We start from the raw sequence: 25,115 nt of genomic DNA on the forward strand, positions 1-25,115 counted from the left end.
TTGGGGGACAGAACGCATGTCTGACAAGGATCCATTCGCCGAACCGGATGATGCGGATCGCACGATCATCCGCCCCAACCCCGGTGGGCGACGCCCTGCGCCGTCCAGCCCATCCCCCTTTGCGCAACAACCCGAGCCCACACCGCAGGTTACTCCGAACCCGCAGGCCATGGGCATCCCTTCGGCCTCTTCCGCGACCCGCGATACATCCAGCGAGCCCAGTGTCGAACAGGGGATGACGGGTATGAACAAGATCAACGCGGCGGCGGCCACGTTGTTCTCCCTGGTGTCGCGCATCCGCAACCGCGCCCAGCACATGGACCCCGAAAAGCTGCGCCGCTCGGTGGTGGCCGAAGTGCGCGAGTTCGAGAACCGCGCGCTTCAGGTCGGTGTCGATGCCCAGGACGTCAAGATCGCCCGCTATGCGATTTGCGCCACTTTGGACGATGTGGTGCTGAACACGCCCTGGGGTGGTCAATCGATCTGGGCGCAGCAATCCATGGTCGGTACCTTCCACAAGGAGACCGTGGGCGGGGATCGCTTTTTCGATCTGCTTGCACGGCTTGAGAAAGAGCCGAGCAGCAATATCGACCTGCTAGAGTTCCTGTATATGTGTCTTTCGCTTGGGTTTGAGGGGCGTTTGCGCGTCGAACAGAATGGTTCGGACAAGCATCTCCAGATCCGCGCCGGGTTGTCCCGCATCATCCGGGCCCAACGTGGTCCGGTGGAAAAGGACATGTCGCCCCATTGGAAGGGTGTCGAACAACCCCACAAGGTGCTGTCGATCTGGCGTCCACTGTGGATCACCACCGCCAGCGTGGCGGTCGTTATGACGGCGGTGTTCCTGACCTTTAACTGGGTGCTGAACCGTTCGACCAATCAGGTGATCGGGCAGTTATCCGTGCTTGACAGTGGGCAAGTGGCCGAATTGATGCGCCGTGCCCCGCCACCGCCGCCGCCCCCTCCACCCCCGGATGTTCAGTTGAAACGCGTGCAGGGCTTTCTGGAACAGGAAATCACCGACGGTATCGTCGAAGTGTTCCAGGACCAGCAAACCATCACTGTGCGGCTGGCAGGATCCGGCATGTTCGGCTCGGGCTCTGACCGCCTTCAGCCTGCGTTCGAGGAGCCGCTGCGCAAGGTCGCGCAGGCTCTGGACGAAACCGCTGGCCCGATCATCGTGGTCGGCCACTCCGACAACGTCCCGATCCGCTCGTCCCGCTTTCCATCGAACGAACATCTGTCGCTTGCCCGCGCCGAGGCTGTGATGAACACACTGGCCGGTAAGGTCGAAAGCTCTGATCGGCTTGAGGCCGAAGGACGCGCCGACAAGGAACCCATCGCCGATAATGGCACCCGCGACGGACGCGCCAAGAACCGGCGCATCGAGATCGTATTGGTCAGGGAAGACGCAACATGATTTTCACCCTTTTGCGCCGCATCCGATCCGGTATCACCACCACCATTCTGGTGGCGATCGCCCTGTCCTTGCTGATCTGGTTCTTTGGTCCATTTCTGGGTTTCGGCAGCGTTACACCCTTTGCCAGCGTACTGGCCCGCCTGATCTCCATCGGGGTGATCGTGCTGCTGGCCCTGACCACAATCCTGATCATCATCATGCGCCGCGCCAAACGCGAAAAGCAGATGGAGGACGATATTGTCGAGTCCATCGACGAGGATGCGGGGGACGAAGACGACGAGTTGGTCAAGGCCGAACTGCTCGAACTCAAGGGCAAGCTGAAAGAAGCGCTTGGCACGTTGCGCAAATCCAAGCTTGGCAAACGTTCGCTTTATGAGTTGCCATGGTACGTGATGATCGGCCCACCCGGTGCGGGCAAGACCACGGCCATCATCAACTCCGGCCTCAACTTTCCGCTCGCCGAAAGCGTGGGCAAGGCCAGCATCGGCGGGGTCGGGGGCACACGCAACTGCGACTGGTGGTTCACCAATGACGCGGTCCTGATTGACACTGCGGGCCGCTACACCACCCAGGACAGCGAAGAATCCGAGGACAACGCAGGCTGGCAGGGCTTTCTCAGACTACTCAAGAAGCACCGCACCCGCCAGCCGATCAATGGTGCCATTCTGGCCGTGTCCCTGTCGGATCTGTCCTTGCAGGACGAGGCCACCCAAAAAAGCCACGCCGCCGCGATCCGCCGTCGTCTGCACGAGTTGCGCGAGAAGCTGGGCGTCCGCTTTCCGGTCTATGTGCTGTTCACCAAATCCGATCTGATTGCCGGGTTCACCGAGTTCTTTGACCATCTTGGCAAAGAAGACCGCGAACAGGTCTGGGGCTTTACCCTGCCTTTGCAGAAAAAAACCAAGGCCGAACTGTCCCCCGTGGCGGCCTTTGACGAGGAATTCAGCCTGCTTTTGGGGCAGGTCAACGCCCAATCTCTGGAGCGGATGCAGCAGGAAACCGATCACCAGCGCCGCTCGCTCATCGCGAGCTTTCCTTCGCAAGTGGCGTCTGTGCGCGCCACGGCACGTACGTTTCTGGATGAGGTGTTTCAGGACAATCGGTTCGAAAAACGCCATCTGCTGCGCGGAGTCTATTTCACATCCGGCACGCAGGAAGGCACGCCCATTGACCGTTTGATGATGGGTATGGCCCGCACATTCGGCATTGGCCGTCAGGCCATCGGGACGGGGCGGGGCACCGGGCGCTCGTTCTTTCTGACCCGGCTGTTTGAGGGTGTCATGTTCCCCGAGGCCGGTCTTGTCAGCGCCGATGACAAGGTCGAACGCCGCTATCGCTGGACCAAGCGCATCGCCATAACCGCCGCCCTTCTGGGCGGTATTGGCATGACGGGCCTGTGGGCGCGCAGCTATGTGGGCAACGCCGAATTGCTGGAAGAAGCCGCCGAAAGCGTCGAACTCTACCGCACGGCCGCGGCGCAAATTCCCGGCAGCCCCATTGAAGACAGCGATCTGCCCGGCGTCGTCCCTGCGCTCAACATCCTGCGTGGCATGCCCGCCAACCCGGCGGCAGGGGACCCAAGCCCGGATGGGTCCGTCACATGGGGTCTTTATCAAGGCAAGGTGCTTGGCAATCAGGCTGGCCAATCCTACCGCGCCGCGCTGAACGAACACCTGCTGCCGCGCCTTCTTCTGCGTCTTGAGGACCAGATGCAGGCCAACATGAACAACCCTGACTTCTTGTATGAAAGCCTCAAGATCTATCTCATGCTTGGCCAACAGGGCCCGATGAATCAGGATTTGATCAAGGAGTGGATGGCGCTGGATTGGTCCGTCGCATTCCAGGGCAGCGGGCGCGACGAGTTGCGCAATAATCTGACGCAGCACCTGAACGCACTACTCGACGCACCGCTGGACAAGATCGGGTTGAACGGCCCGCTGGTCGAGCAGATCCAGGGACTGCTATCAGAAATGCCGCTGGCCCAACGCATCTATAACGGGATCATCAACTCCCCCCGCGCCAAGGAACTGCCGCAGTGGCGCCTCACGGATATTGGCGGCCCAGCCATCAGCCGCGTGATCGTGCGGTCCTCCGGCAAGCCGCTCAACGAAGGGGTAGAGGGCATCTTTACCTATGACGGGTTCAACAACGTGTTCCTCGAAGAGGCGCTTGGCGTGGCCCAACGGATCCAGCGTGAAAGCTGGGTACTGGGCGCGCGCGGTGAGGCCGAACAATCCGAGACCGTGCTTGTCGCGATGAGCCGCGATGTTCTTGATCTTTACTACACCGACTATATCTCGCGCTATGATCAGATCCTCGGCGATATCGACATCATCCCGATGGAAAGCCTGAGCCACGCGGTCGAAGTCACCAATGTGCTGTCGGGGCCGACCTCGCCTTTGGTGAATATCCTCACCGCCGTGTCCGACGAAACCAAACTGACGGAAACCCGCGAAATCGATGCCTCTGGCCTTGCTGACGGGGCGCAGGAGATCGGCGCGCTCGAACTGCAATCCACCCTGTCCAGCCGCAGCCAGTTGTTCCTGAATGCCCTGACGTCCAACCTGCCCACCGATCAAGGCCCGCCGCCCAAAGAGCCCGGCGAATTTGTTGTCGAACGCTTTGCATGGCTCCATGAGCTGGTCGCAGAAATCGACGGCCAGCCGTCACAACTGGCCGAACTGACCGGGCGGCTGACGGAAGTCTACCAAGAGCTTAACAAGCTCAGCTTTGCGGGCGGTGTCGGGGCAGGGGCAGGGGACGCCACTGCGATTGTCCGTTTTCAGGAGCTCGCCAACCGTCTGCCTGGACCGATCCAGCGCTGGTCCACCCAGATTTCCACGGGGTCCTCGGGGATCACAGCGGATGGGACCCGCGCCTCGATCAACGCCAAGTGGCAGGCACAGGTGCTGCCGTTCTGCACCCAAGCGCTCGACAACCGCTATCCGTTTGAGCGCGGAGCCAAGGCGGATGTCGCCATGGGTGACTTTGCCCGGCTGTTCGGTCCCAACGGGATGATCGACGGGTTCTTTAACGACAATTTGCGCGAATACGTCGACACGCGGGCAAGACCATGGGCCTGGAAACGGGTCAATGACACCGATCTGGGGATCAGCCCGGCGGTTCTGCAACAACTGCAATACGCTGCCGAAATTCGCGACGCGTTCTTTGCCGGTGGCGCGAACCCTGCCGTGTCGTTCCAGATCACACCCGAAGCGCTGGACCCGAAGGCGCAGGAAGTCGTGTTGGACATTGACGGCACCGAGGTGAAATTCGCCCACTCCGTCGCGCCCAAACCTGCCGCGATCACGTGGCCCGGCACGGTCGGATCGGCGCGCATCGTGTTGCAACCCGTGGTCAACAACACCTCCAACGCGATCACGCGCGATGGGCCGTGGGCCTGGTTCCGCCTGCTGAGTGCGGCCGAAGTGCGCCGCACCAACGTATCAGACCGCAACCGCGTGATCTTCAACGTGGGGGGGCGCATCGCAATCTTCCAGTTGCAGTCCGGCTCGGTGCTCAACCCCTTTGCTTTGCCCGCGCTCAGCAAATTCAGCTGCCCCAAGTCGTTCTGATGTCCGCTGTAACAAATGGGCGGTTTGGCGCATTCGGAAAGATCCCCGCACTTGGGGATTTCCTGCGGCTGAACGTCAGCGCCGGATTTGTGCAGCCATGGGACGCCTGGATGCAGCAGGGCATGATCGAGGTGCGCGCAGCACTCTCCGAGGCATGGGATAACGCCTATATGTCCGCGCCGATCTGGCGGTTCACGCTGCCCAAGGGGATAGCTGGCGACACCGGTATGATGGGACTGTTGATGGCCTCGGTCGACCGGGTCGGGCGGCAATATCCGCTGACGCTGGCAACCCCGATTGATGCAGCGGACACAGCGCTCAGCCATTTTGCAAACGCCGCGCTTTTTGAACATCTCGAACAGATCGCTTTGTCGATGCTGGATGATGGCAACACCCGCGAGGTGCTGGCAGGGGCGCTGGAACCGCTTGGCCCGATGCCCCCATTGCCAACGCATGCGCCCGCACTGCCCTATGCCGGCCCGATGCCCCTTGAGCATATGTGGGCAGGCCAATTGCTGTCGCAACAGACCGGGGGTACGACCGCCATCTGGTCAACTGCCATGGATCACGACCACCGCCTGATGCTGACGCGCGGGCTGCCCGAAGGGCGCAACATGCGCGCCCTGTTCGATCTGTCTCCCCACGCATGGGGCACCCAAGGTATGGCCGCGCATATATGACCCAAATACGATATTCCGCCTCCACCCATGTGGGGCTGAAACGCAAGGTAAACGAAGACAGCATTCTCGCGCTGCCCGATCAACGGATCTGGGTCGTGGCCGATGGGATGGGGGGCCATGAGGGTGGCGATTTCTCGTCGCAGGCCGTTGTCGACAGCGTCGCGATGATCGACCCGACATTGCCACCCGTCGGGTTGCTGCACGCATTGCGCGACACGCTGGCGCGGTCACACGAGTTGATCCTGAAAGAATCCGAGGCGCGCGGCGGTCTGACAATGGGCACGACCGTCGTGACCTTTGCCATCGCCGAAGACCACTTTGCGACGTTCTGGGCCGGGGACAGCCGCCTTTATCGCCTTCAGGGCGGGGTGCTGGACATGTTGACCACCGATCATTCCGTCGTCGCCGCCTTTGTTATGGCGGGTGAGATGACGTGGGACGAGGCCGAACACCATCCACAATCCAATGCCGTCACCCGTGCCGTGGGGGTCGGTGACGAGTTGGAGTTGGAAAAGATCCGCGGTGAAATCCTGCCCGGCGACCGTTTTCTGTTGTGTTCGGATGGGCTGACCAAATACGCGACATTCGGTATTCTGGAGAGGGTCCTGTCCGAAGAACCCATCGAAACCGTGACTGAACGCCTCCAGCAGATCGCGCTCGACGGGGGCGGGGCAGACAATATCTCGATCATTGTGATCGACGTGATCTGAGGCACATGATCACGCCAGCGCCTTGCTGTGATGCGATTTGTTGACTTGGTCAAATCGGTCATTCACTGTTTCCCAAACCCCGTTTTTCAGGCCAACATATTATGGACAATCGTATAATTCCCGCAATTCTCGGCGTTATGGCCCTGATCTTTGTCGGGTTGGGCGTGCTGATCTATTTGCAGTTTCGGCCCGAACAGGAAATTCGATACGAGTCCGATGGCGACACCGAATTTGCAGCCTCTGCCATCGACAGCGGTGCCCGGATCGAGATTGAAGTACTGCGTTCACAAATCGAGGCCCTGACCGAGGCGGTCCAGAACCTCGAAAAGGAAATCGGGCGTGTCGAGTTTTCCAGCCGTGGCCCGACCAACACAACACCCGGTGCAGGCACCGAGCCTGTATTCCAAGGTGACGGCACCAACGACATCATCGATTCCTACGCGCAGGTCGTCCTGATTGCGGGACGGCGTGATCTGAACAAAGGTCTCAAGATCGCGTCGCCATCGTACCTCGAAAGCGTGTTTGGCAAACCGCGCGACGTGCTGACATCAGAGTGTCAGGGCATGACCAATACCCGGCTCGCCGACAAGCTCAAGACAGAACAGGTTGGCCCTGTGCGTGTGCGCATGCTGACCCCCGCTATCGAGTCCCTGGGCAGGGTATTTGACAAGATCAAGGCGACCGACCCCGATCTTTATGCCCGGATCAACACGGCAGGTGCCTTGTGCGTGCGCCACATCCGTGGGGCACCGGGGCGCACCTCAACCCACGCCTTTGGCTTGTCCCTTGACCTGAACATTGATGGCAAACTCGACCGGCTCGGCGATGGCAAGACGCAGCTTGGCCTCACGATCCTTGCTGACTTTTTCCGCAACGAGGGCTGGTACTGGGGGGCCGGCTTCTCGCGCGAGGACAGCATGCATTTCGAAGTGAGCCGCGGTTTGGTCGAACAGTGGATCGAGGAAGGCAAGCTGTAGGGTCTATGGATCAAACGGCCCATTGATGATCGCAGTGTGAACTATAGCTGACTTGCGTCCCCTATTGGCGTTGAGGATGGGAGGATCGTGTGATCTCATCCATTATCTTTTCATGGAACACCTCGGTGGGTATACTCCATACTAAGCATTTACGCGGCGTGTTATCGGGGCGGTTGCAGATTGTTGTCATATCCTGATCTGTACATATCCGGATGTCGCGCTTGCGGAAAAGCTATCTCGCGTACGGGCACCTTGGTGAGCCGCAAGATCTCAATCTTGCGACGTTCTTGAAGCGAAAGTTGCGTATGGACGGTTCTCGTACGATGTTTGCCCGCATGGTTAAACATCGTTTTTGAAGATAAGTTTCAACTCAAAGTAGCGCGCTACGCTTTGTGCCGCCCGATGGGTCACGACACTCTCGACTGTTTATCCTGTCTCACCCGTTTGATCCGGGCCGTTTAGATGTAGAATCCGTTCCTGTTTCTTTCTCGTGATTAGGTTGCGGTCAAGGCCGCTGAGCGGAGCCCTTGCGTAGCTCAATCGAAGCAGGCCGGGTGGCCACGGTTGAGATTGGCGTAAACGGCTGGAGCCAGCCCGCCAAGTGATGTGTGTCGTCACTGTGTGTTACAATCGATCCTCTAGTTTTCGATGATCTTTCGGGCTTCGGCGAGATTGCCGAAGATATGCTCATTCAAACACCCATCTCGCAGACGGCCATTGAAGCGTTCCACGGGCGCGATGTAATGCCAGCCCACTCCAGTATCTTGGCACCATCTCAGCACTGCATGAGACGTCATTTCCGTTCAGTTGTCAGAGACGATCATTTCGGGCTGGCCACGCCGACGGATCAGGTCATCCAGTTCACGCGTCATCCTCGCGCCAGACAAAGAGCGATCCACGGCAGTTGCCAGCGCCTCACGGGTGCAGTCATCCACGATGCACAAGATGCGGAACCGCTGTCCATCTTCGAAGGCGTCGGAGACAAAATCCAACGACCGCTGATTGGCGCGATCCGGCATCAGAATGGGGCGCCGCATGCCCAAAGCCCGCTTACGTGACCGCCTACGGCGCACCGCAAACCCTTCCTCGCGATAGAGCCTGAACAGCTTCTTGTGGTTCACCTCGAAACCTTCCCTGCCCAGCAAGATGCCGAAGCGACGATAGCCGAACCAACGACGTTCATTTGCCAGCTCGCGCAGCCGCTTGCACAAGGCATCATCGCCCTGATCCCGCTTCTGATACTGAAAGACTGACCTATGCAGCCCGGCCAATTCACACGCCCCCTCTCGGCAGATTTGCCATGCAAATCGCCTGCCGGGCAACGGACGCTCGGACAAGCCGCGCCAATCCATCACAGCGCGCACGGCTCGTCGCTTCACATCAGGCGTCAGTAGTTTTTTGTCGCCAGATCCTTCGATGCGGCATTGTCCAGCATCGCATCCGCCAGCATACGCTTCAGCTTGTTGTTCTCGTCTTCCAGCGCCCGCAGCTTCTTGGCATCCGATACGTTCATGCCGCCAAACTTTGCTTTGCATTTGTAGAAGGTCGCATAGCTAATGCCGTAGCGGCGACAAAGCTCCTGGGCTTTCACGCCCGCCTCGTACTCCTTGATCATTCCAATAATCTGCTCGTCTGAAAATCTGCGTTTCATGGTCCATCCTTTTCTCGGACGGATTGCTAACACCTCAATGGCCTGACTTCAGGGGGCTGGGTCAAGAGCACTTAAACTTCATCGATGCTGAAGTTCGAGATGGACCGACTATGACTAGTTTGTTAACCGTGCATGGCAATCGAAAAGCGTTCTGCAGATCCAGTGAAGGCAGCGACACGACACATGGCAAGTGAAGAAACTACCGATCGTTTCAAGCGCATATTTGGTTGCGACATACTTCCCGAAATACCAGATGTAGGTATTACAGCCATTGTGCTCAGTTATAATGAGGCAATTCGCTTACCACATTTCATAGAGCATCATGCGGCACTGGGAGTCGGACATTTCATCGTCATTGATAACGACTCTACCGACGAAACGGCGCAAATTCTTGATGGTGATGCTCGGGTTACCCGGCTTCATACGAGCAATCCTTACTCTGAGCATAAAGCTGCATGGCGCGAGGTTCTTGCTGACCTGTTTTGCGACGGAAAATGGGTTGTGTTCATCGATGTGGATGAGTTGCTCATTTACCCTGGATGGCCAGACATCGATTTAAAGTCATATTGTGCATTGCTCGAGACGCGAAATAAGAACGCATTGTTCACAACAATGGTGGATATGTATCCGAAAGAACCGCTTTCGAAAGTTCAATATCAAGCTGGAGCGCCTTTTCTAAGTGTTGCTCCCTTTTTCGACAGAGGGAACTACCGGCTGATCCCGCTTGAACCTAAAGCGCAGAAACTGTGGCCCACACCACACTACCGCATATTCGGTGGTGCACGGGAACGGTTATTTTCGGACGGAGAGGATCGCATACCCAGGCTTGTTGAAGAAGTTGTCGAGAAAACAGTTTTCAATCTTAAACGTCGCAATCTACGGCCGGGGAAGAAGCGCCGGAAACTTGATGCATGGGCGCGGAAATTCATTGGTGAAGGCAAGCAAAAGCTTTCGCCACCAAACATGTCAAAGGTCCCGCTCCTGTGGTGGCAAAAAGGTACCCAGTTTCCTGGTGGGCCACACAGGGTGAGCAAAGCGTATGCAATGTCAGATGATTGGGGTGCGTTGTTGCACTTCAAGTACTTCGATGATTTCGGCGCGCGCTCCAAGGAAGCGGTAGACCGGGAACAACACGCCGCAGGGGCTGCGCACTACAAGCTTTACCTAGGCGACTTGGACAAGGTCGAGGACCAGAGCTTAGTTTTTTCGGGATCACGGCGGTTTTCGTCAACGGAAGATCTTGTTTCAGCAGGCTTGATGCGCGTTTCAAAGGCAACGCGTAGTGCACTTGAAAGATACTCCAAATGAGCGACACCAGCCTGACAATCGAAACCCGGAGCATGTGCGTAACGTGCAGCATTTGTCGATGGGTTGCCGGATGATGATCCATAAACCAACACTAGAGCAGGATTTGGCGTCCGACAAACCAACGCTTGTAGAATTTGCCGCTGCATTTTGTTGTCTTGTAGGTTTTTTCGCATACAAATACTTGGCTCAGATGCTTTTAGGAGACAGCTTGGTCGCTGTTTGGGTTCCATTTAGCGTTCTCGCCGTTTGTATCGTGTTTCCCGGTCTTCCCAGTGCTTCTGTATCTCCAGCCCTTCGCATAGTTTGTCGTGTCGTAGCGGTAATGCTCGGATTTTATGCATATGCAGCCACAATAACTTATCCTTCGGGTGTCTCCGCAGAGGCCGACACAGTGCTTGCGATAGCCCGTTTTATTCCTCTGGCCGCCATCACTGCGGCAGTACTTACTTTCTTGTATCCAGCTTTCGTTATTGTTCCTGCGACGGCAGTTCTCGCCAAGAAAGCCATTGGAGCCAATCTATTTGAAATTCGGATAAGTCATACCGATTATCTTGCGGTCGTAGAGATGGGTTTACTGCTAGGGATCGCATGTATCGTATTAGCACGCGGCGGCCGTATTAGGTCCGCAAAACCGACCCAGATGTTATTTAGATGCAATCAGCAAGTAGCAACAGTAATCGTATTCATGATCGGCATCGCTGCGCATTTCTCAAATTATTTCTTCTCTGGTTTCCAGAAAATTATGCTAGACGGTGGTCCATTATTTTGGGTCTTTCAAAACCCCACACACGTACTATCCATTAATGCTTGGCTCAGTGGAAGCTTCCCATTCGGCCCGTGGCAAGAAACAGCTAAACTCGTAATCGAACTTGCCGATCAATCACACGTTCTTTTGAATATCATCATTCTTTTGGCACAGCTTGCTGCGGTCGTGTTTATCGCTAGGCGTGTTACAATGATTGGACTGACCCTATTCTATGACCTAACTCATATCATTATATTTTTGGTCAGTGGAATTTTCTTTTGGAAGTGGATAATCCTCAATCTGGCACTCGTTGCAGCCGTACACCGATTACCGAAATGGGTTGAGAAACGGTCTGTGGTGGCTGTATGTATAGCGGTAGTTCTTTTTGCCCCTGCAATTTTCGGGATAGTACGGCTCGGTTGGTACGATACACGCGCCCTCGTTATATCCGAAGCATTTGCCGTTACCAATTCTGGTGAGGTTATACGAGTACCATCGAACTACTTTGGTACGATTTCGATAACAGCCGCACAGCATCGGTTAGGGCGCTATGAAAAGGGTCACTTTCCCACAGTTACTTGGGGGTCAACACAGACTGTTGATGATTTTGAGCACGCCATTGACGGTTGTTCGTTCGACATTGAAACCCGGCAACATTTTCGCCGCACATCTGAGCAAATCTCCAAGACGATACGACTCACACATCTTTACGCATTGCAACGCGAAACACTAGCAGGACGCTATAACTACGATCTCTTCCCACATCACGTTTGGTCTAACCCGCTTTTGTACAGAGATTTCGCTGCTATTGCCGCCCACGATATCGAACACTATATTTACCGGACACGGTCAGGCTGCACGTCGTTGAGTGACGACGGTCCATTGTACGAGGAGCACAAGTCGACCGAGTTTATCGTGCCACTCCCTGATGGTTTATGAAGCGGCAGCAGAAAGTAGTAAAATGGAAGGCATTGAGATTATCTATGACGGTGAGTGTCCGTTCTGTTCTCGTTACGTGATGATGACGCGCCTGCGCGACACTGTTGGGCGGGTTAGACTCGTAGATGCGAGATCCAACGACCCGGTTGTATCCAAAATCAAGGAATTGGGCTTCGATCTCAATGAGGGGATGGTAGCGCGATATCGGGGGCAAAATTATTTTGGCGCCGATTGCATTCATCTACTGTCGATACTGTCCAGTAAGTCCGGAACGCTCAATCGGCTTTCAAGCACCCTTTTTTCGAACCGGTACATTGCCACGATTAGCTACCCAGTTTTACGCGCGGGACGAAACGCCACATTACGTATTATGGGCAGTCGCCCAATAGGTTAGGTTGGCGCGAAAATACTACATTCCGTCATGGGCGTGTTAGTACGATGTATTTATTTGACAAGTTTTCTGCGACCTTGAAACCTCGCGCCTCAAGCCGCTCGATCATCGATTGGTTCGCGTCTTCACCTACAATGCGTTCGTGCGCCTCCATGACAATGACGCGCACACCCGAGAGATCACCAGAATTGTTGAAGAGGTCAATCTCTCCACCCTCGATGTCCAGCACGATGACTGTTGCTTTATGGTCCCGCAGCACCGTTTCAAAGTCTCGTGTAGGAACGTCAAAGATTTTTTCATTACCTGAACGATCCAACAACGAAGAAGACGAGGGGTTCTCGTTTGAACCGAATGAAACGGTTTCCGGTCTTTCGGGACCGGACCACAAGATCGCATTTTCGACGCGAACGCACTTACCGTTGAGCTCAAAATTATGCTGCGCCATCTCCAGATTTCGAGGGTCCGCCTCAAAAACGATCAACCCATCAGCTCCTACGCGATCATATAAAAACAGCGACGTCGCCCCTAGACAAGAACCCAGTTCAACGACCCTGTCGTCTGATCGAACGTGCCTGTCAATCATGGCGATTTCACGCCACTCATAGGTTCCTTTCTCGAGCGCCTGCTGAATGCCTTCGATCATCCTCGGGTGTTTCAAGTCGAAGAGGTTCCCATGAAATTTAATATGCCCCGTTACTCGCGTCATGAGCTTGTTCCACGTTTCCTCCAGCCCGGAAATCTGCTTTCCGCCCGGTTTTCGCACTATTCGTTTGCGTATACTGTTTTTTAAACGCCGCAGGCGTCGTTGCACACGGGGCTCTCGTGCACGGTCATCGTTTCTCGAGGTCAATATTTTTCCTTCGCTCTGCACCGCATCCAGCGGTCTAAAAAGTACAGCGTCTGGATTTTCATTTTATAGCTGTGCGAACTCGGTTCCAACCGTAATCCACTTGCAGGCTTGAACAGGTTCCGGTCTTCACCTGTATTCCACAGGTCACTCAGCATATTTTTGCCGGAAAGCTGCGAGATGCCTTTCAAACTGAAACCGCGTTTCTTCTCATTCAGAAGAAAATCAAGACCCCTACCGCGCAGAATGTGTCGAACCGCATTCTTGGGTGCGGCGTCCATCCGATCGGAAATCGGCTGTGACAATCCCCACTCGATCACGCGATGGTCCAGTAGTGGCGGCCTGACCTCGAGACCAACGGCCATCGATGTTCGATCGACTTTCGGCAGAACGGAACCTTCACAAAACGTCATTAAGTCGATCCGCTGCAGCCGGCGTTTCAGCGGCAATTCAGGTGCATCGTGCCGTCGTAAAGACTCGATTGCCAATTCTTCGGCTCGTTCAGCTGAGAGCTGCGGGACGATATCCGCAACTTCGTCCGGACGGAGTGTCGGAAATACTGCGTGTAGATGGCGATGGAATTCTGAACGCTGCATAAAGTCGGTTTCACGGCTCGAATTTGCCACACGACGCAATTTCGAAGAGCCTAATATTCCAGTGAAGCGCGTTGACAGGCGGCCAAGGAAGTTATTGCCTTTTCCAAGGCCGCTGCGCATATCGGATTCATACCAACGATATCCACCGAAAACCTCGTCGCCGCCATCGCCCGACAAAACAACCTTCAACCCAGCCTTACGTGCAGCGTGCGAGATTGCCATCTGGCTGACAATTGCACTGTATCCTAATGGCTCGTCGAGCGCGGTAAAAGTAGAGTTTATAAAATCTGTTGCGGTATCTTTATTGAGATTGTGGCGTTCGATAGCCATGCCGAGATACTGAGCCGTGCGTTCTGCTATCGGTGCTTCATCCTCATCAGGCGCATCAGAATAGCCAATAGTCAGGGCCTTGACGTCTGTACCAATCGTCGCGAGAGACGACGCGATCAGTGAAGAATCGAGCCCTCCAGACAGAAATACGCCTACCGGAACATCCGAAAGAAGGTGTTCTCGGGTAACTAAGTTGACGAGATCTTCAAGTCCATCAATATCGGCGTCCTGAGAACTTGCCACAGCATCGGGGGGGTGCCAGTAAAAACGATGTTCGCTGCCCACTCCAGGTTTCCAGCGGAGCGTTTGTCCGGCTTCAAGCTTTCGTGCTCCGGAAAAAATAGACAACGGTGTCGGGACATAACCGAGCGTCAAATAAGCACCGAGCGCATCAATGTTAATGTCGTTGGTAAATCCGAGGCGTTCAAGGACACGCAGGTCGGAAGCCAACGCAATTTGCTGACCGCTTTCCGCAATATAAAGGGGTTTGATACCCACCCGATCTCTAGCCGCGAACAGACAGTGGTCCCTTGTGTCCCAGATTACGAAAGCGAACATGCCGTTCAACCTGTCTACAACCGCCTCTCCCCACTCTGCATAGCCATTCACAATGACTTCTGTATCGGATCGTGAAGAGAAGCGGTGCCCGCTTGCGATCAGATCGGACCTTAAAGATTCCGAATTATAGACTTCACCGTTGTATACGATCACGAAGCGGCCACAATCAGACCACATCGGCTGGTTTCCCGCATCAGAAATGTCGACGATAGCCAAACGTCTGTGTCCCATACGAATAGGGCCAGCTACGCCATCAACGAAGGTGGCGATACCCGACGCATCTGGCCCACGCGAGGTCATCAAGTCGCATGCCGATTTAAAAAGATCATCTGGTGCAGGTCGCGCGTTGTGCAGCTCACCGCTACAGAATACCAGTCCGCACATTATTCAGCCGTCCTACCTGTCGCTATCACTCTTGATATCAATTCAAGATTGCCTTCGACCAGAAATCATTGAAAGCAAGAGTAATAAGTTTAACCCCTTAAAGAAGGCCGTGTAAGACCCCTAAGATAGAGCTTTGATACATGTTGAGCAAATCGTTGAAACACCTAATTTTGCTTCCTCACATTGTTAAAAAGGATCGAGAGACCTTCTTCGTATTCCACGAACTTAAATAATTCTCTGATACTTGATAAATCAAAATACCCTAGATTTTCCACTTCGGTCAGACTCATCTCAGCTGGATTAAAGTCGTTTCGTTTCGCCCGCCAAAGCACAGTATTCGGCTTATATGCCGGGTTTTCAGGATCGTGCAGCGTCAAGTATCGTAGATTAGGGAAAAAATTGTGGATCACCGGGATTATTTTGAACACATCGCCCGTCCAAGCGCTCCCTTTTAGACCATGCTCTTCTCGTGCAGCAATTGCAAGATCTTGCGTCGCCAGCGAACTGAAGAAGTCTCCGGGTACCGTATCATCTATCACGATAACACCCCCGTCATTTAGGACCTGCAGAGCAGCGCAAAGATCCCGGAAGCATTGTTCAAAGGTGTGTAATCCGTCAAGGAAAATGAGGTCGTATGTCTTGTCGCAAGGGCCAGAAAAGTAGGCATCTGACGTCATCGGAAAAAACCGCACGATATCGCTTTCAAACTCGGGCGTTTCGAAAAGAAAATTTGGGTCTACTGCATCACGATAGCTCACCTCAATCGCTTTAAATGTGATACCCAGTTGCACGCCAACTTCCAGATAATCTGTGAACCCGAAGTGATCTGCAATTCTATTGAGCAACCTACTCGACTGCGCAGGATCTTGCGGCGGCTTTCGCGACGAACGCGCCGACGATTGGGCCTCTCTCTCGGCGTCGTCTTGTGTCACAGCCACATCTTTCTTGTCTTTTTTTGTAGAGCGCTTCGTGGGTCTAAACAGTTTCATTTATTGTCCTTGACAACCTTCATGGTGGGGCCGATCCTGCGGCAGGATTGAAGAAACACGTACGCTGCCGTAACATCCTGAAATGTATATTTCCACAGCAATAGAAGCGCAACTGAGCAAGTAGGAAATCTGGATAACCTTGGTCGTGTATACATGCGTTTTTGGGGGATACGATATCCCAATACTTCCGAATCCCCAAGACTCGAAAGTGGATTTCATATGCTTTACAGACAACCCAAACTTGCCGCCTAACGGCTGGAAAATTGTGCACCTGAATAGCGACGAGGAAGTTTGTGCAAGCTCAACTCGAAGCTCTCGGTTAGCAAAAATTTTACCACACAGGTTTTTGGAACGCTACGACAGCAGCATCTACATTGATGCCAATCTAAAGGTCAAAGGACCGCTGCAGAGCTTGTTTGCCCAGCTTGACAAAGCATCGTTGATTTTCTTTGAGCATCCAGAGGGTCGTCGTGACATTTACTCAGAAGTCGATATTTGCATCAAGATAAACAAAGACGATCCCGAAAAGTTGCTGGAACAGGCTGCGCGATATAAAGCGTTGGGTTTCGACGGGCGCGCTTCGGACGGTGATGCTCCGATCCCAGCAGGTATGGTAATATTGAGACGTCACAACGAACCAACCGTTGTCGAAGCCATGGAAAAATGGTGGTCAGAATATTTGGCTGGCTCGCTCCGTGATCAAATCAGCCTCCCCTTTGCACTCCGTCAAACCGGTGCGGAGTTCAACCTCATCCAAGACAACGTGCGCGACAACGAATGGTTCGAATGGCAACCTCACTATAAGAAGTGCGCACTTAAGAAACTTTCGGCGGCATACGAGCGGGCCGATGCAATTATTCTCCACGCGCCGGGTGCCGAGCAAGTTGCGAAGCATCTAGTCTCCGATAAATTACTTCCAGGGTCCAGAAGGCATGTGCGGCTTTTGAACTCTATTTTCCGGCCGCCCAAAAATTCCATTCTGTTTGATACAAACACTTTTGGAGTTTCTCCGCATGGCACGTCTGGTATTGAAATGGCGGCGGCAAATTGTCTTTTGAGAAAGCCGGTCGCGCTCCTTTGTGACGATCCCGAGCTACACGAGAAACATGCCATAGAAAACGCGATTTCAACTGGTGCCATTTTTCAGAATACATCCGAAGTACTAATATCCAATGCCTACGGCACCTCGCGTCGGATCTTATTTGAGGAGTCTGTCAAAGCTTTTTTAACCACCCATCCGGGTCCTAAAGCGATCCTCCGAGCCGAGGATATTGAATGTGGGAATCTAACTGAACTTTTGACGTGGTTTCATGCTCAGAAAAGAGCCACATGGCCAGTCAGAGTTAGGTCAATGATCCGGTCCAAGAGTTCGTCAATTCATTGATACCCATCAAGATGGGCGGAAGCGCGATCGCAGATCACTGAGGCTCAACGGATCGCCACTGTCAAATAAGACCTTAGTCCACTTCGTTTTCTTTTCGATCTGCCGAAGAAGCTGAGGGTCATCCTTTAGAAGAATGATAGCGCCAATCTGACGGTAAACAGGTTGCTTGAATTTGAGCTTCCGCTTCGAGCCATGTTTCGCAACATCGTAGTCGTGCTGGTCGCGGGGGGACGAAACAGGGTGTACAGCAAGATCGGAACTGTCCTTGATCAAGGTCTTGGAATAGATGCGCCACCTCGCTGCATTCGTCATTTTTACCAATACGCGGTAGATCTCCAAGGATGTCATCGCATTCGGATGACCGGTCCAGTCTGACCAATAGAGCTTCAAGCCGTTCTCAAAAAGGTAACCATCGCTATCGAACCACGGCTGACGGATAAAAACAAAATCGGTAGCAGCTTCACAGGCTGCCGCTATGCACCTCTCAGCGAGATCAATACTGGGTAGATGCTCCAAAAAATCTACCATTGTCACAAAACGTGTGCAATTAGGCTGTGTGATGAGATCTGTGACGTCTCCAACAACCGCATCAAACCCTGCGTCAATAGTCTGTTCTACCTTTCGTTCATCTACATCAACGCCGATCCCTTTCGTTCCACCAAGTAGCCTATGACCCAGGGCCAGTGACCCACCCTTGCTGCAACCGAAATCGATGTAATCATATTGTCCGTTTCGAAGAACCGCATCAAAGTCACTTTGCGCCATAATAACCACCCATCCTACGCTACACGACGTCACTTATTCTACTCGCGCTCGTCGTTGACAAGCCCCTAAGCGCCCATAAACACCGAGCTTGAATGCGCTGGTTTCCGCGCTCGGATACTCCAGGTGTTTATGGGATTGATTTCCGTGTAGGCCAGCAGATAAGACTGCAAGACACAACCAAGGGGTGCCACGATACATGGGACTGTCGCAATCATTCCGCCGACGCTTGAAAATCGTTAAAGGTGAATCTTTTTCGAGGGCAGTGGAAATTTTCTTTGCAGGCAGAAAAAAACGTCGCGCTTTTGAGTTCCAGAAATTTGGACACTACCTGACCGGAGACGATCTGACCCCAGGTGGAACAGTTTTATGGTCGGAAACAGACGTCATACACGGCAGCCTTGACATCGACTGGTACGCTCATTCGCATGGGATTGATGGCGGGGCAAAGGAATGCCTAGATCACTACCTTGTCGAAGGCCGAAAACGTGCCTTAGCTCCGAACAGCGCTCTTGCAGGCACAGATGGAAAAACTCTTTCGGCTTGGGGTTTGGAATTTCTGGTGCGGTGTGGTGTTATGATTGGCGACACCGGAGAAAAATATCTTTCGCCTGGTGACGAAAGGGCAATTGATCCTTTCAGGATTTCTAATCCAGGTGGCAAGAAGTTCGCCGTCGTAACCTCCATTTTCGGCGATTATGACAAGCTCATGCCAGTCGACAGTAATTGGTCAGACACCGCGGATTTCTTCTTGTTTTCCGACCGGTACTTTGATGCTTCCAAGACTTGGCAGCATGTTCATTCCCCTTATCATCATGTCGATCCGCGTCGAAGAGCACGTTTTGTCAAGCTGAATCTGCCGGTTTTTTTTCACGCTTACGAATGGGTAATCTGGATAGATGCCAATATGCTGCTTTGCCATAACCCTCAGGCTGTAGTCGAGGGAGTAGCAGATACACCTTTTGATTTTGCAACTTTCAGACACTCAAGTCGAAATAGCATAATGGCGGAGGCCGCGGCATGTGTTCACCTTGGGAAGGAGAACTTAAAAGATCTGTCGGAACATTTCGCGCGTATCGACATCTCCTCCCGGGAACCAGGTAAAAAACTTTTCGAGACAATGGCCATGGTGTTGCGTCCTTCTTCACCGGCGGTGCAGAAACTATTTACTAAATGGTGGGGGCTTTTGCTGAGGGGGTCGAAACGAGATCAACTATCTTTGCCTATTGCATTGGCAGACGTCCCCGAGATTCAGTTCGAGCAATTTTCAGATACTATCGATAATTCGACTGACTTTTTCCGGGCAAAACATTCTTCGAAAGCGAACTAATTCTCATGGATAGTGCAAAAAGCAGACCTCCAGTGGATGTTGTTGTGTGTGTGCACAATAGTTTTGAGGACGTGAAGTTGTGCTTAACTTCTGTCTTAAATACGCTTTCCGCCGATGATCGAATGATCATCGTCGACGACGGATCAGACACCGAAACTAAAGATCTATGCGAGGCCGTGAAGGCAGGTAACGAAGATTGCGTTATCCTGATCCGGCACGAAAAGGGAAACGGCTTTTGCAAAGCTGCGAATGTTGGTATGCGCAGAAGCAATCATGAGACAATCATTCTCCTAAATAGCGATACCATTGTTGTAGGCGACTGGATCGACAGATTACACGCGTGTCTGAACGTCAACGTTCGAGTTGGCATCGCCGGGCCGCTTTCCAATGCAGGAGGATGGCAGTCCATTCCTTACCTGCCCGGACCAAATGCAGCGCCCAATATTGTGAAATCAGATTTCGACACCTTGGGAGAGATAAACGCATTCTGTGCAGATTTCGCCTCGCAATTCAATTATCCTGTCGTCGATCAAGTGAACGGTTTTTGTCTTGCACTCAAGAAGTCCGTCTTGGATACCGTTGGCTACTTCGACGAAATACGTTTTCCCCAAGGCTACGGCGAGGAAAACGACCTCAACCTGCGCGCACAGGAAGCCGGTTTTCTGTGTGCTGTAGCTGTCGATTGTTTCGTCTATCATGCGAAGACTAAAAGTTATTCATCCGAACAGAGGTTGCGGCTTTCCGCCAATGGCCAAGCGCAACTTCACGAATTGTACGGCCCGCAACGGATTAAGGATGCCGTGCATGGCACGCAACGAAACCCTGTACTAGTCGAAGTGCGAAAAATGGCCATGGACATGTTTGAGACAAAAGCTTGGACCGTCACACCCTGATAACGCTAATTCAGAGACAGTAGCGTGCACTCGACAGCACGAACCAGAAAACTGAATTGGACAACGTCGCATTTTGTAAGACTTACGACTCTTCTTCCACACCCGCGGTGAACTGATGATCATAAAGTTCACGAAAGAGTCCGTTTCGTTCGAGAAGTTCGCTGACGTCACCCTGTTCAGCCACCCGCCCGCTGTCGATAACAACAATCTTGTCTGCATTCATGATCGTAGAGAGCCTATGCGCGATCAGAACGGTCGTTCTGCCTTCCGTCAGCCGATCAAGGGCTTGCTTAATGAGTACTTCCGAACCCGAATCCAACGCGCTCGTAGCTTCGTCCATCAACAGAATCGGACTTTGGCGAAGTAAGGCCCGAGCGATGGAAATCCGTTGCCTCTGCCCACCCGAGAGATGCGCGCCGTTCTCACCAACCCGTGTATCATAACCGGCCTCAAAACCCATGATGAAATCATGCGCATTGGCGGCCTTCGCGGCATCAAAGACCTGCTCTTCTGTTGCGTCTTTCAAACCCATCGCGATGTTGGTAATTATCGATCCATCGAACAAGAATGTGTCCTGACCGACAAAAGCAATCTGTTGCCTTAGGGAACTGAAAGTCACGTCCCGCAAATCGGTGCCACCAATTGTGATTGAGCCACTCGTCGGATCATAGAGCCGCATAATCAAGTTGATGATGGTTGATTTGCCTCCGCCAGAAGGCCCAACAAGCGCAGTGGTTTTACCAGCTTCGAACGTAATATTCAGATTTTTGATGACCGAATTTGCATCCTGATACTCAAAGTCGACATTTTGAAATTCGACACTCTGCGTCGCGGTCGTAAGGGCAATTGCATCAGGCTTTTCAGTGACTTCAACTGGGCGGTCAAGGACCTGATACATCATGTCAACCATACGCATCCCAGTTTCAATGTTCACACGCATCTTGGCCAGTCGTTTTGCGGGTTCGTACGCCATCAGGACAGCCGTGATGAATGACATCAACTGCCCGGCGGATGTCGGCGACTGCCCGAAAAACGACAGGGTACTCAATGCGACGACGCTCGCAATTGCGAAACCTGCCAGTGTTTCCATCAAGGGGCTTGTAGCAGCTTCCAACCTTCTGATCGCGTTTCGCTTCTTTTCGACATCACGCACAGCCCTGTCCATTCGGTCATAAACACTTTCTTCCAGATCAAAGGCTTTCACCACACGGATACCCGCAGATGTTTCTTGGATAATCTTCATGATTTCCGCCTGACCTGTCATCTCGGACGCCATGATATCTCTTACGTAGCTGAGGATCTTGCGGACGCCTAGTATCGCAATCGGCCCAAAAATCAGCGAGAAGAGAGAGAGGAATGGCTGCTGGTAGAACATAACGAAAATCAAACCAACCAAGGTCAGAAAATCACGGGCGAAGCCTGTCACAATCGTGTCGATTACTCTGCGCGCGCCCTGTGCGGACATCGTTACGCGCATCAGCAGATCTGACGAGTTTCCCTTGTTGAAAAAGGATACACTATGCTTGAGGATATTTGAGTATAGCTTTCGTTGTTGATGGGCGACGATGCTATTCCCGGCTTTTCCAAGCCAGACCATCTGAACGTATGTCGCTAACCCCTTTACTGTGAAGATGGCTGCAACCGCGGTCGCGACGCCCAGGACCTGTGCTCTATTACCACTCTCCATCATCGAATTGATAATGTCCTTCATGATCCAGGCAGTCAGCGCCGAGGTGACGGCGATAATAATCATGGCCACAATGGCTATCGAATAATTCAGCGCCTGCTTACGAACGTTTTCACGCAGCAATCTGACAAGGCTTTTGCTGGTCAGTTGGCTTATCAACTTCTTGAACATGTTCGTTCCGTCTTGTTTGGATATTCGTTGCGCGCCTTCACCGAATACTGTCGAAGAGCGTGCCCTGCAAGGTAGCCTGGTTTGTTGCAGGCTATGCGTTGAACCCATTTTGTGTGAGCGATACCTGAACCGCGACTCTCGTTCGTGTCAGGGTAGGGGGATCGGGTCATCTCTTCCATCATCTTTTCGCAGAACACTTCGGCGGGTGTCCTCGATCCGAGGGATTTCGGGTTGTGTTGTTGAAGCGATGGCAGACGGTTTTGATGCCCTGATCCGTGCATCGCCGGATGTCGCGGTTGCGCTGCCGGGCAAACCGATCTGCGGCGAGCAACTGGGCTTTCATCCCGTAGTAGCCCGTTCAGATACGGCAGCTTATCATCCGTAAAAAAGCCCCGTTTGATATCGCGGTAGATGGTCGAGGCGTCACGGACTAACCGATCTGCAATCTCGGCAATCGGCATTTTGGCCTCAAGCCACTTTGCTAACTTGCGCCGTTCTTCCAGTCTCAGGTGAGAGTAGTGGGTTCCCATTCTTCATACTCCATGCAAAGCTCTGTTTTAATACAGAATTCGCACTTCGTTTGTGAATCCACCCCGGTATATTCCAAAATCCTATAAGGTTTGTTATGTGAAATAATGCAGCGTAAATTCGATGTTCATCACTGCTCGAATGTCAGTGTCACTGTGATCAAGTCGCCCGGTTGAATTGCGACATCATCCTGCGCCGCATTCTCGATCACCTGCCCGTCAGATCGGGTGATCGTGACATTAACAGCGGGGCCACCCTCATCTACCACAAATCCCGCGTTCAGTGATTGCAGCTCTTCCAAAACCCCGACCATCTCCGCGCTGACCTGCGTGTGCCGGGCCAGCACATCACTCAAGTCATCAAGCCGCTCGAGATCGACCTTGGTGAACATCTCTTCAAGCTGGAACTCTATTTGACCAACTTCCCGCTCAAGGCTCGCAAGCTCACCAGCGGTTTCCAATCGACGGGTTGAAGCGGCCAGCCACGCGCGGCGGGCCGATGCAAGGCGGTCGACAGGTACCAACCCGTTATCGCGCAATTTGGTCAGGCGATCATATTCACCCTTATCGACCTCTTCACCTTCCATCTCTCGGGACAGTTGGTCTTGAAGGATCTTGATTTCACGTTCGACCGCGGCCTTTGAATTGCGCAGAAACGCGCTTTCGATGATGGCGGAACTTTGCTGTGCGGACAGGATCGACGTCTCTACATCCGAAACGGTTGCATCGGAATTATCAGCGCCGGCAACGGCATCACCCTCCGGGGTAACCGGCGCGCTCAGCCGCGCAATCTTTGTCTCAAGAGTGTCAATTTCAGCCTGCAAAGCGCGCGCGCGGGTGCGCAATTGCATGATCCGTGGGGTCATGTCCTGATCCAGCGCCAGTGGTGTTCCCACACCACCTGACAGGCCAATTACCCGCAACACTGTCAAACCGGGCAGAAAGTCGAAAGAGCCGGGCACGCGCACATCGCCAATCACATAGATCGGGACATAGCTGTCCACCTCGACCGAAATATCATCCGCATTGATGGCAAACAGCGCCTCGTCCCCGTTGATCCCTCTTTGCGTGAAAATCTTGCGGCTCATCTGTCCTGCGATCAGGTCCTCTCCGTTCGCCAATGTCATGCCTGCAACCATGATACGGCCCGCCAGCGGCAACGAAATCTCGCCGCTGCCTTCGATGCGCACGAGGCGATCAAGGTTGGGCAAACCCGCAACCCGCACATCAAGCACATCACCGGGTTGCAGCAGATATTCATCAGCCGCCAAAGCCGTGGATGGGCCGAGGCCAGAGAGGAAAAATATCAGGAATGACCAGAGGGAGAGAATACGCTTCATGCCTAAAAGACTGGAGCAGATATTTCGGAAACACAAGTTGTGCCCGCGCAGAATAAGACGGATGCGCGCGAGGGTCCCGCTTGGATCGGCAATGTGTCGCCGTCCCTTTCCATAAGCTTTTAAGATGGCAAACACCCTGCGTGCTCAGGGTGTTTATAAATCTCACATCACCTTTTTAGAACACTATGTGCATCAGCGTATCATTCGCGTTTTTATCCACCTCAATGGAGTTCGGAGGATGAAGATAAAGCGACTCACTTGGGTGGGATCCGACCGGTATGGCTGACAAACGCAGTTACGTAGTTCACGACCATCGCCCACGTACCGGTAGATAATTTCGCATTCCGTGGTCGGACACATTATCTACTCAACAGGCGAAAACCCGGTAGGAATGCCTGCGAAGCGCACCACGAGAATTATTATCCTAGAATAGCACTCGCCCGAAAAATCGCAGTTTCAACCCGTATGGAAGCTACCGACAGTGAACCTATAAATCACTGATCTGATGGCCTTTTTTCTTCCCTGCCTTGATTTTCGCAGCGCCTTTTCCAGATGACGGGGCAAAATTCCGAAAAATGGCGCGAAAGACGATCAACCAGATAACCGCCAATATTCCGCCCACGATGTAGCTTATGAAAACGCCCAAGACGGACCATCCGCTGATGATCGCAACCACCAGGCCAATTAGACCGCCAATTATGCCAATGAAAACCATTGCTGCCAAACCACCACCCAAAACGTTGCCGTCGCGCTCTACCAGAGCCTCAAATCCGTTTAATATACGTTATCATAGACAACTGAAGGCCATCCTGACGGTGATTTCCACCCTTTTTCGCGTGATCAGAGCGAAAAACATATCCCCTTGGAAGAATCCTATCTTTGCCCGGGTCCGTTCAATTCCCGAGCGGCACCTCGGCCTCC

Annotated in this window: 18 protein-coding genes and 2 pseudogenes; 11 read left to right on the forward strand and 9 right to left on the reverse strand. The window is 53.4% G+C overall.

Going from position 1 to position 25,115, the window contains the following annotated elements; all coding sequences use genetic code 11:
- The first annotated feature begins 16 nt into the window (after nt 1–16).
- The 5 genes from icmH (at nt 17) to Q0859_RS18365 (ending at nt 7,362) form a co-directional block, all read left to right on the forward strand.
- Complete coding sequence (gene icmH, locus Q0859_RS18345; RefSeq protein ID WP_299153936.1) at nt 17–1,420, forward strand: type IVB secretion system protein IcmH/DotU; 1,404 nt, start codon at nt 17–19, stop codon at nt 1,418–1,420.
- A complete protein-coding gene (gene tssM, locus Q0859_RS18350) occupies nt 1,417–4,995 on the forward strand; it encodes a type VI secretion system membrane subunit TssM (protein WP_299153938.1) in 3,579 nt (1,192 codons plus the stop codon). The genes icmH and tssM overlap by 4 nt, the downstream gene beginning before the upstream one ends.
- Nucleotides 4,995–5,675 (forward strand): type VI secretion system-associated protein TagF, encoded by a 681-nt coding sequence (tagF, locus tag Q0859_RS18355; RefSeq protein ID WP_299153940.1) that lies wholly within the window; start codon nt 4,995–4,997, stop codon nt 5,673–5,675. Before tssM ends, tagF begins: the two co-directional genes overlap by 1 nt.
- Entirely contained in the window at nt 5,672–6,385 is a 714-nt protein-coding gene (locus Q0859_RS18360; protein ID WP_299153942.1) for a protein phosphatase 2C domain-containing protein, read from the forward strand. The genes tagF and Q0859_RS18360 overlap by 4 nt, the downstream gene beginning before the upstream one ends.
- Before the next feature lie 137 nt (nt 6,386–6,522).
- Nucleotides 6,523–7,362, forward strand: coding sequence for a M15 family metallopeptidase (locus tag Q0859_RS18365; protein ID WP_299153944.1), 840 nt, complete (start codon nt 6,523–6,525; stop codon nt 7,360–7,362).
- Between the two features lie 656 nt (nt 7,363–8,018).
- On the opposite strand, the pseudogene Q0859_RS18370 reads toward Q0859_RS18365, so the two are convergent.
- Nucleotides 8,019–9,013, reverse strand: a pseudogene (locus Q0859_RS18370) (IS3 family transposase); the annotation flags it as partial.
- Between the two features lie 132 nt (nt 9,014–9,145).
- Here Q0859_RS18370 and Q0859_RS18375 point away from each other — a divergent pair.
- Genes Q0859_RS18375 through Q0859_RS21550 form a run of 3 tightly spaced genes read left to right on the forward strand, consistent with a single transcriptional unit; the run spans nt 9,146 to nt 12,399 of the window.
- Entirely contained in the window at nt 9,146–10,321 is a 1,176-nt protein-coding gene (locus Q0859_RS18375; protein WP_299153946.1) for a glycosyltransferase family 2 protein, read from the forward strand.
- Nucleotides 10,296–12,005, forward strand: a complete 1,710-nt coding sequence (locus Q0859_RS18380; RefSeq protein WP_299153948.1) for a hypothetical protein — start codon at nt 10,296–10,298, stop codon at nt 12,003–12,005. The genes Q0859_RS18375 and Q0859_RS18380 overlap by 26 nt, the downstream gene beginning before the upstream one ends.
- A 22-nt stretch (nt 12,006–12,027) precedes the next feature.
- The gene (locus Q0859_RS21550; protein WP_366523228.1) at nt 12,028–12,399 is read left to right on the forward strand and encodes a DCC1-like thiol-disulfide oxidoreductase family protein; all 372 of its coding nucleotides are present in this window, start codon (nt 12,028–12,030) and stop codon (nt 12,397–12,399) included.
- Nucleotides 12,400–12,424: 25 nt separating this feature from the next.
- On the opposite strand, the gene Q0859_RS18385 is transcribed toward Q0859_RS21550, so the two are convergent.
- From Q0859_RS18385 to Q0859_RS18395, 3 genes are all read right to left on the reverse strand, one after another.
- On the reverse strand, nt 12,425–13,039 hold the full coding sequence (locus Q0859_RS18385) for an FkbM family methyltransferase (protein WP_299153949.1): 615 nt from the start codon (nt 13,037–13,039) through the stop codon (nt 12,425–12,427).
- A 203-nt stretch (nt 13,040–13,242) separates the two neighbouring features.
- The gene (gene asnB, locus Q0859_RS18390) at nt 13,243–15,111 is read right to left on the reverse strand and encodes an asparagine synthase (glutamine-hydrolyzing) (protein ID WP_299153951.1); all 1,869 of its coding nucleotides are present in this window, start codon (nt 15,109–15,111) and stop codon (nt 13,243–13,245) included.
- A 164-nt stretch (nt 15,112–15,275) separates the two neighbouring features.
- Nucleotides 15,276–16,100 carry a class I SAM-dependent methyltransferase gene (locus Q0859_RS18395; protein WP_299153953.1) on the reverse strand — a complete coding sequence of 275 codons (825 nt, stop codon included), beginning with the start codon at nt 16,098–16,100 and terminating at the stop codon, nt 15,276–15,278.
- A 265-nt stretch (nt 16,101–16,365) separates the two neighbouring features.
- Between Q0859_RS18395 and Q0859_RS18400 the strand changes: the two genes are divergently transcribed.
- The gene (locus Q0859_RS18400) at nt 16,366–17,484 is read left to right on the forward strand and encodes a glycosyltransferase domain-containing protein (protein WP_299154056.1); all 1,119 of its coding nucleotides are present in this window, start codon (nt 16,366–16,368) and stop codon (nt 17,482–17,484) included.
- A 6-nt stretch (nt 17,485–17,490) separates the two neighbouring features.
- On the opposite strand, the gene Q0859_RS18405 is transcribed toward Q0859_RS18400, so the two are convergent.
- On the reverse strand, nt 17,491–18,249 hold the full coding sequence (locus Q0859_RS18405) for a hypothetical protein (RefSeq protein WP_299153954.1): 759 nt from the start codon (nt 18,247–18,249) through the stop codon (nt 17,491–17,493).
- A gap of 196 nt (nt 18,250–18,445) precedes the next feature.
- Between Q0859_RS18405 and Q0859_RS18410 the strand changes: the two genes are divergently transcribed.
- Both Q0859_RS18410 and Q0859_RS18415 read left to right on the forward strand, forming a co-directional pair.
- Nucleotides 18,446–19,576, forward strand: coding sequence for a glycosyltransferase domain-containing protein (locus Q0859_RS18410; protein WP_299153956.1), 1,131 nt, complete (start codon nt 18,446–18,448; stop codon nt 19,574–19,576).
- A gap of 5 nt (nt 19,577–19,581) precedes the next feature.
- Nucleotides 19,582–20,469, forward strand: a complete 888-nt coding sequence (locus Q0859_RS18415; protein WP_299153957.1) for a glycosyltransferase family 2 protein — start codon at nt 19,582–19,584, stop codon at nt 20,467–20,469.
- An 82-nt stretch (nt 20,470–20,551) separates the two neighbouring features.
- On the opposite strand, the gene Q0859_RS18420 is transcribed toward Q0859_RS18415, so the two are convergent.
- The 4 genes and pseudogenes from Q0859_RS18420 to Q0859_RS18435 form a co-directional block, all read right to left on the reverse strand.
- Complete coding sequence (locus Q0859_RS18420) at nt 20,552–22,327, reverse strand: ABC transporter ATP-binding protein (RefSeq protein ID WP_299153958.1); 1,776 nt, start codon at nt 22,325–22,327, stop codon at nt 20,552–20,554.
- Between the two features lie 392 nt (nt 22,328–22,719).
- Nucleotides 22,720–22,857: pseudogene (locus tag Q0859_RS18425) on the reverse strand (helix-turn-helix domain-containing protein); the annotation flags it as partial.
- Nucleotides 22,858–22,985: 128 nt separating this feature from the next.
- On the reverse strand, nt 22,986–24,194 hold the full coding sequence (locus tag Q0859_RS18430; protein ID WP_299153960.1) for a polysaccharide biosynthesis/export family protein: 1,209 nt from the start codon (nt 24,192–24,194) through the stop codon (nt 22,986–22,988).
- Nucleotides 24,195–24,681: 487 nt separating this feature from the next.
- On the reverse strand, nt 24,682–24,918 hold the full coding sequence (locus Q0859_RS18435; protein ID WP_299153962.1) for a hypothetical protein: 237 nt from the start codon (nt 24,916–24,918) through the stop codon (nt 24,682–24,684).
- Nucleotides 24,919–25,115 lie beyond the last annotated feature (197 nt).

It is taken from the genome of uncultured Tateyamaria sp. (assembly GCF_947497045.1).
In the GTDB taxonomy this organism is placed as follows: domain Bacteria; phylum Pseudomonadota; class Alphaproteobacteria; order Rhodobacterales; family Rhodobacteraceae; genus Tateyamaria.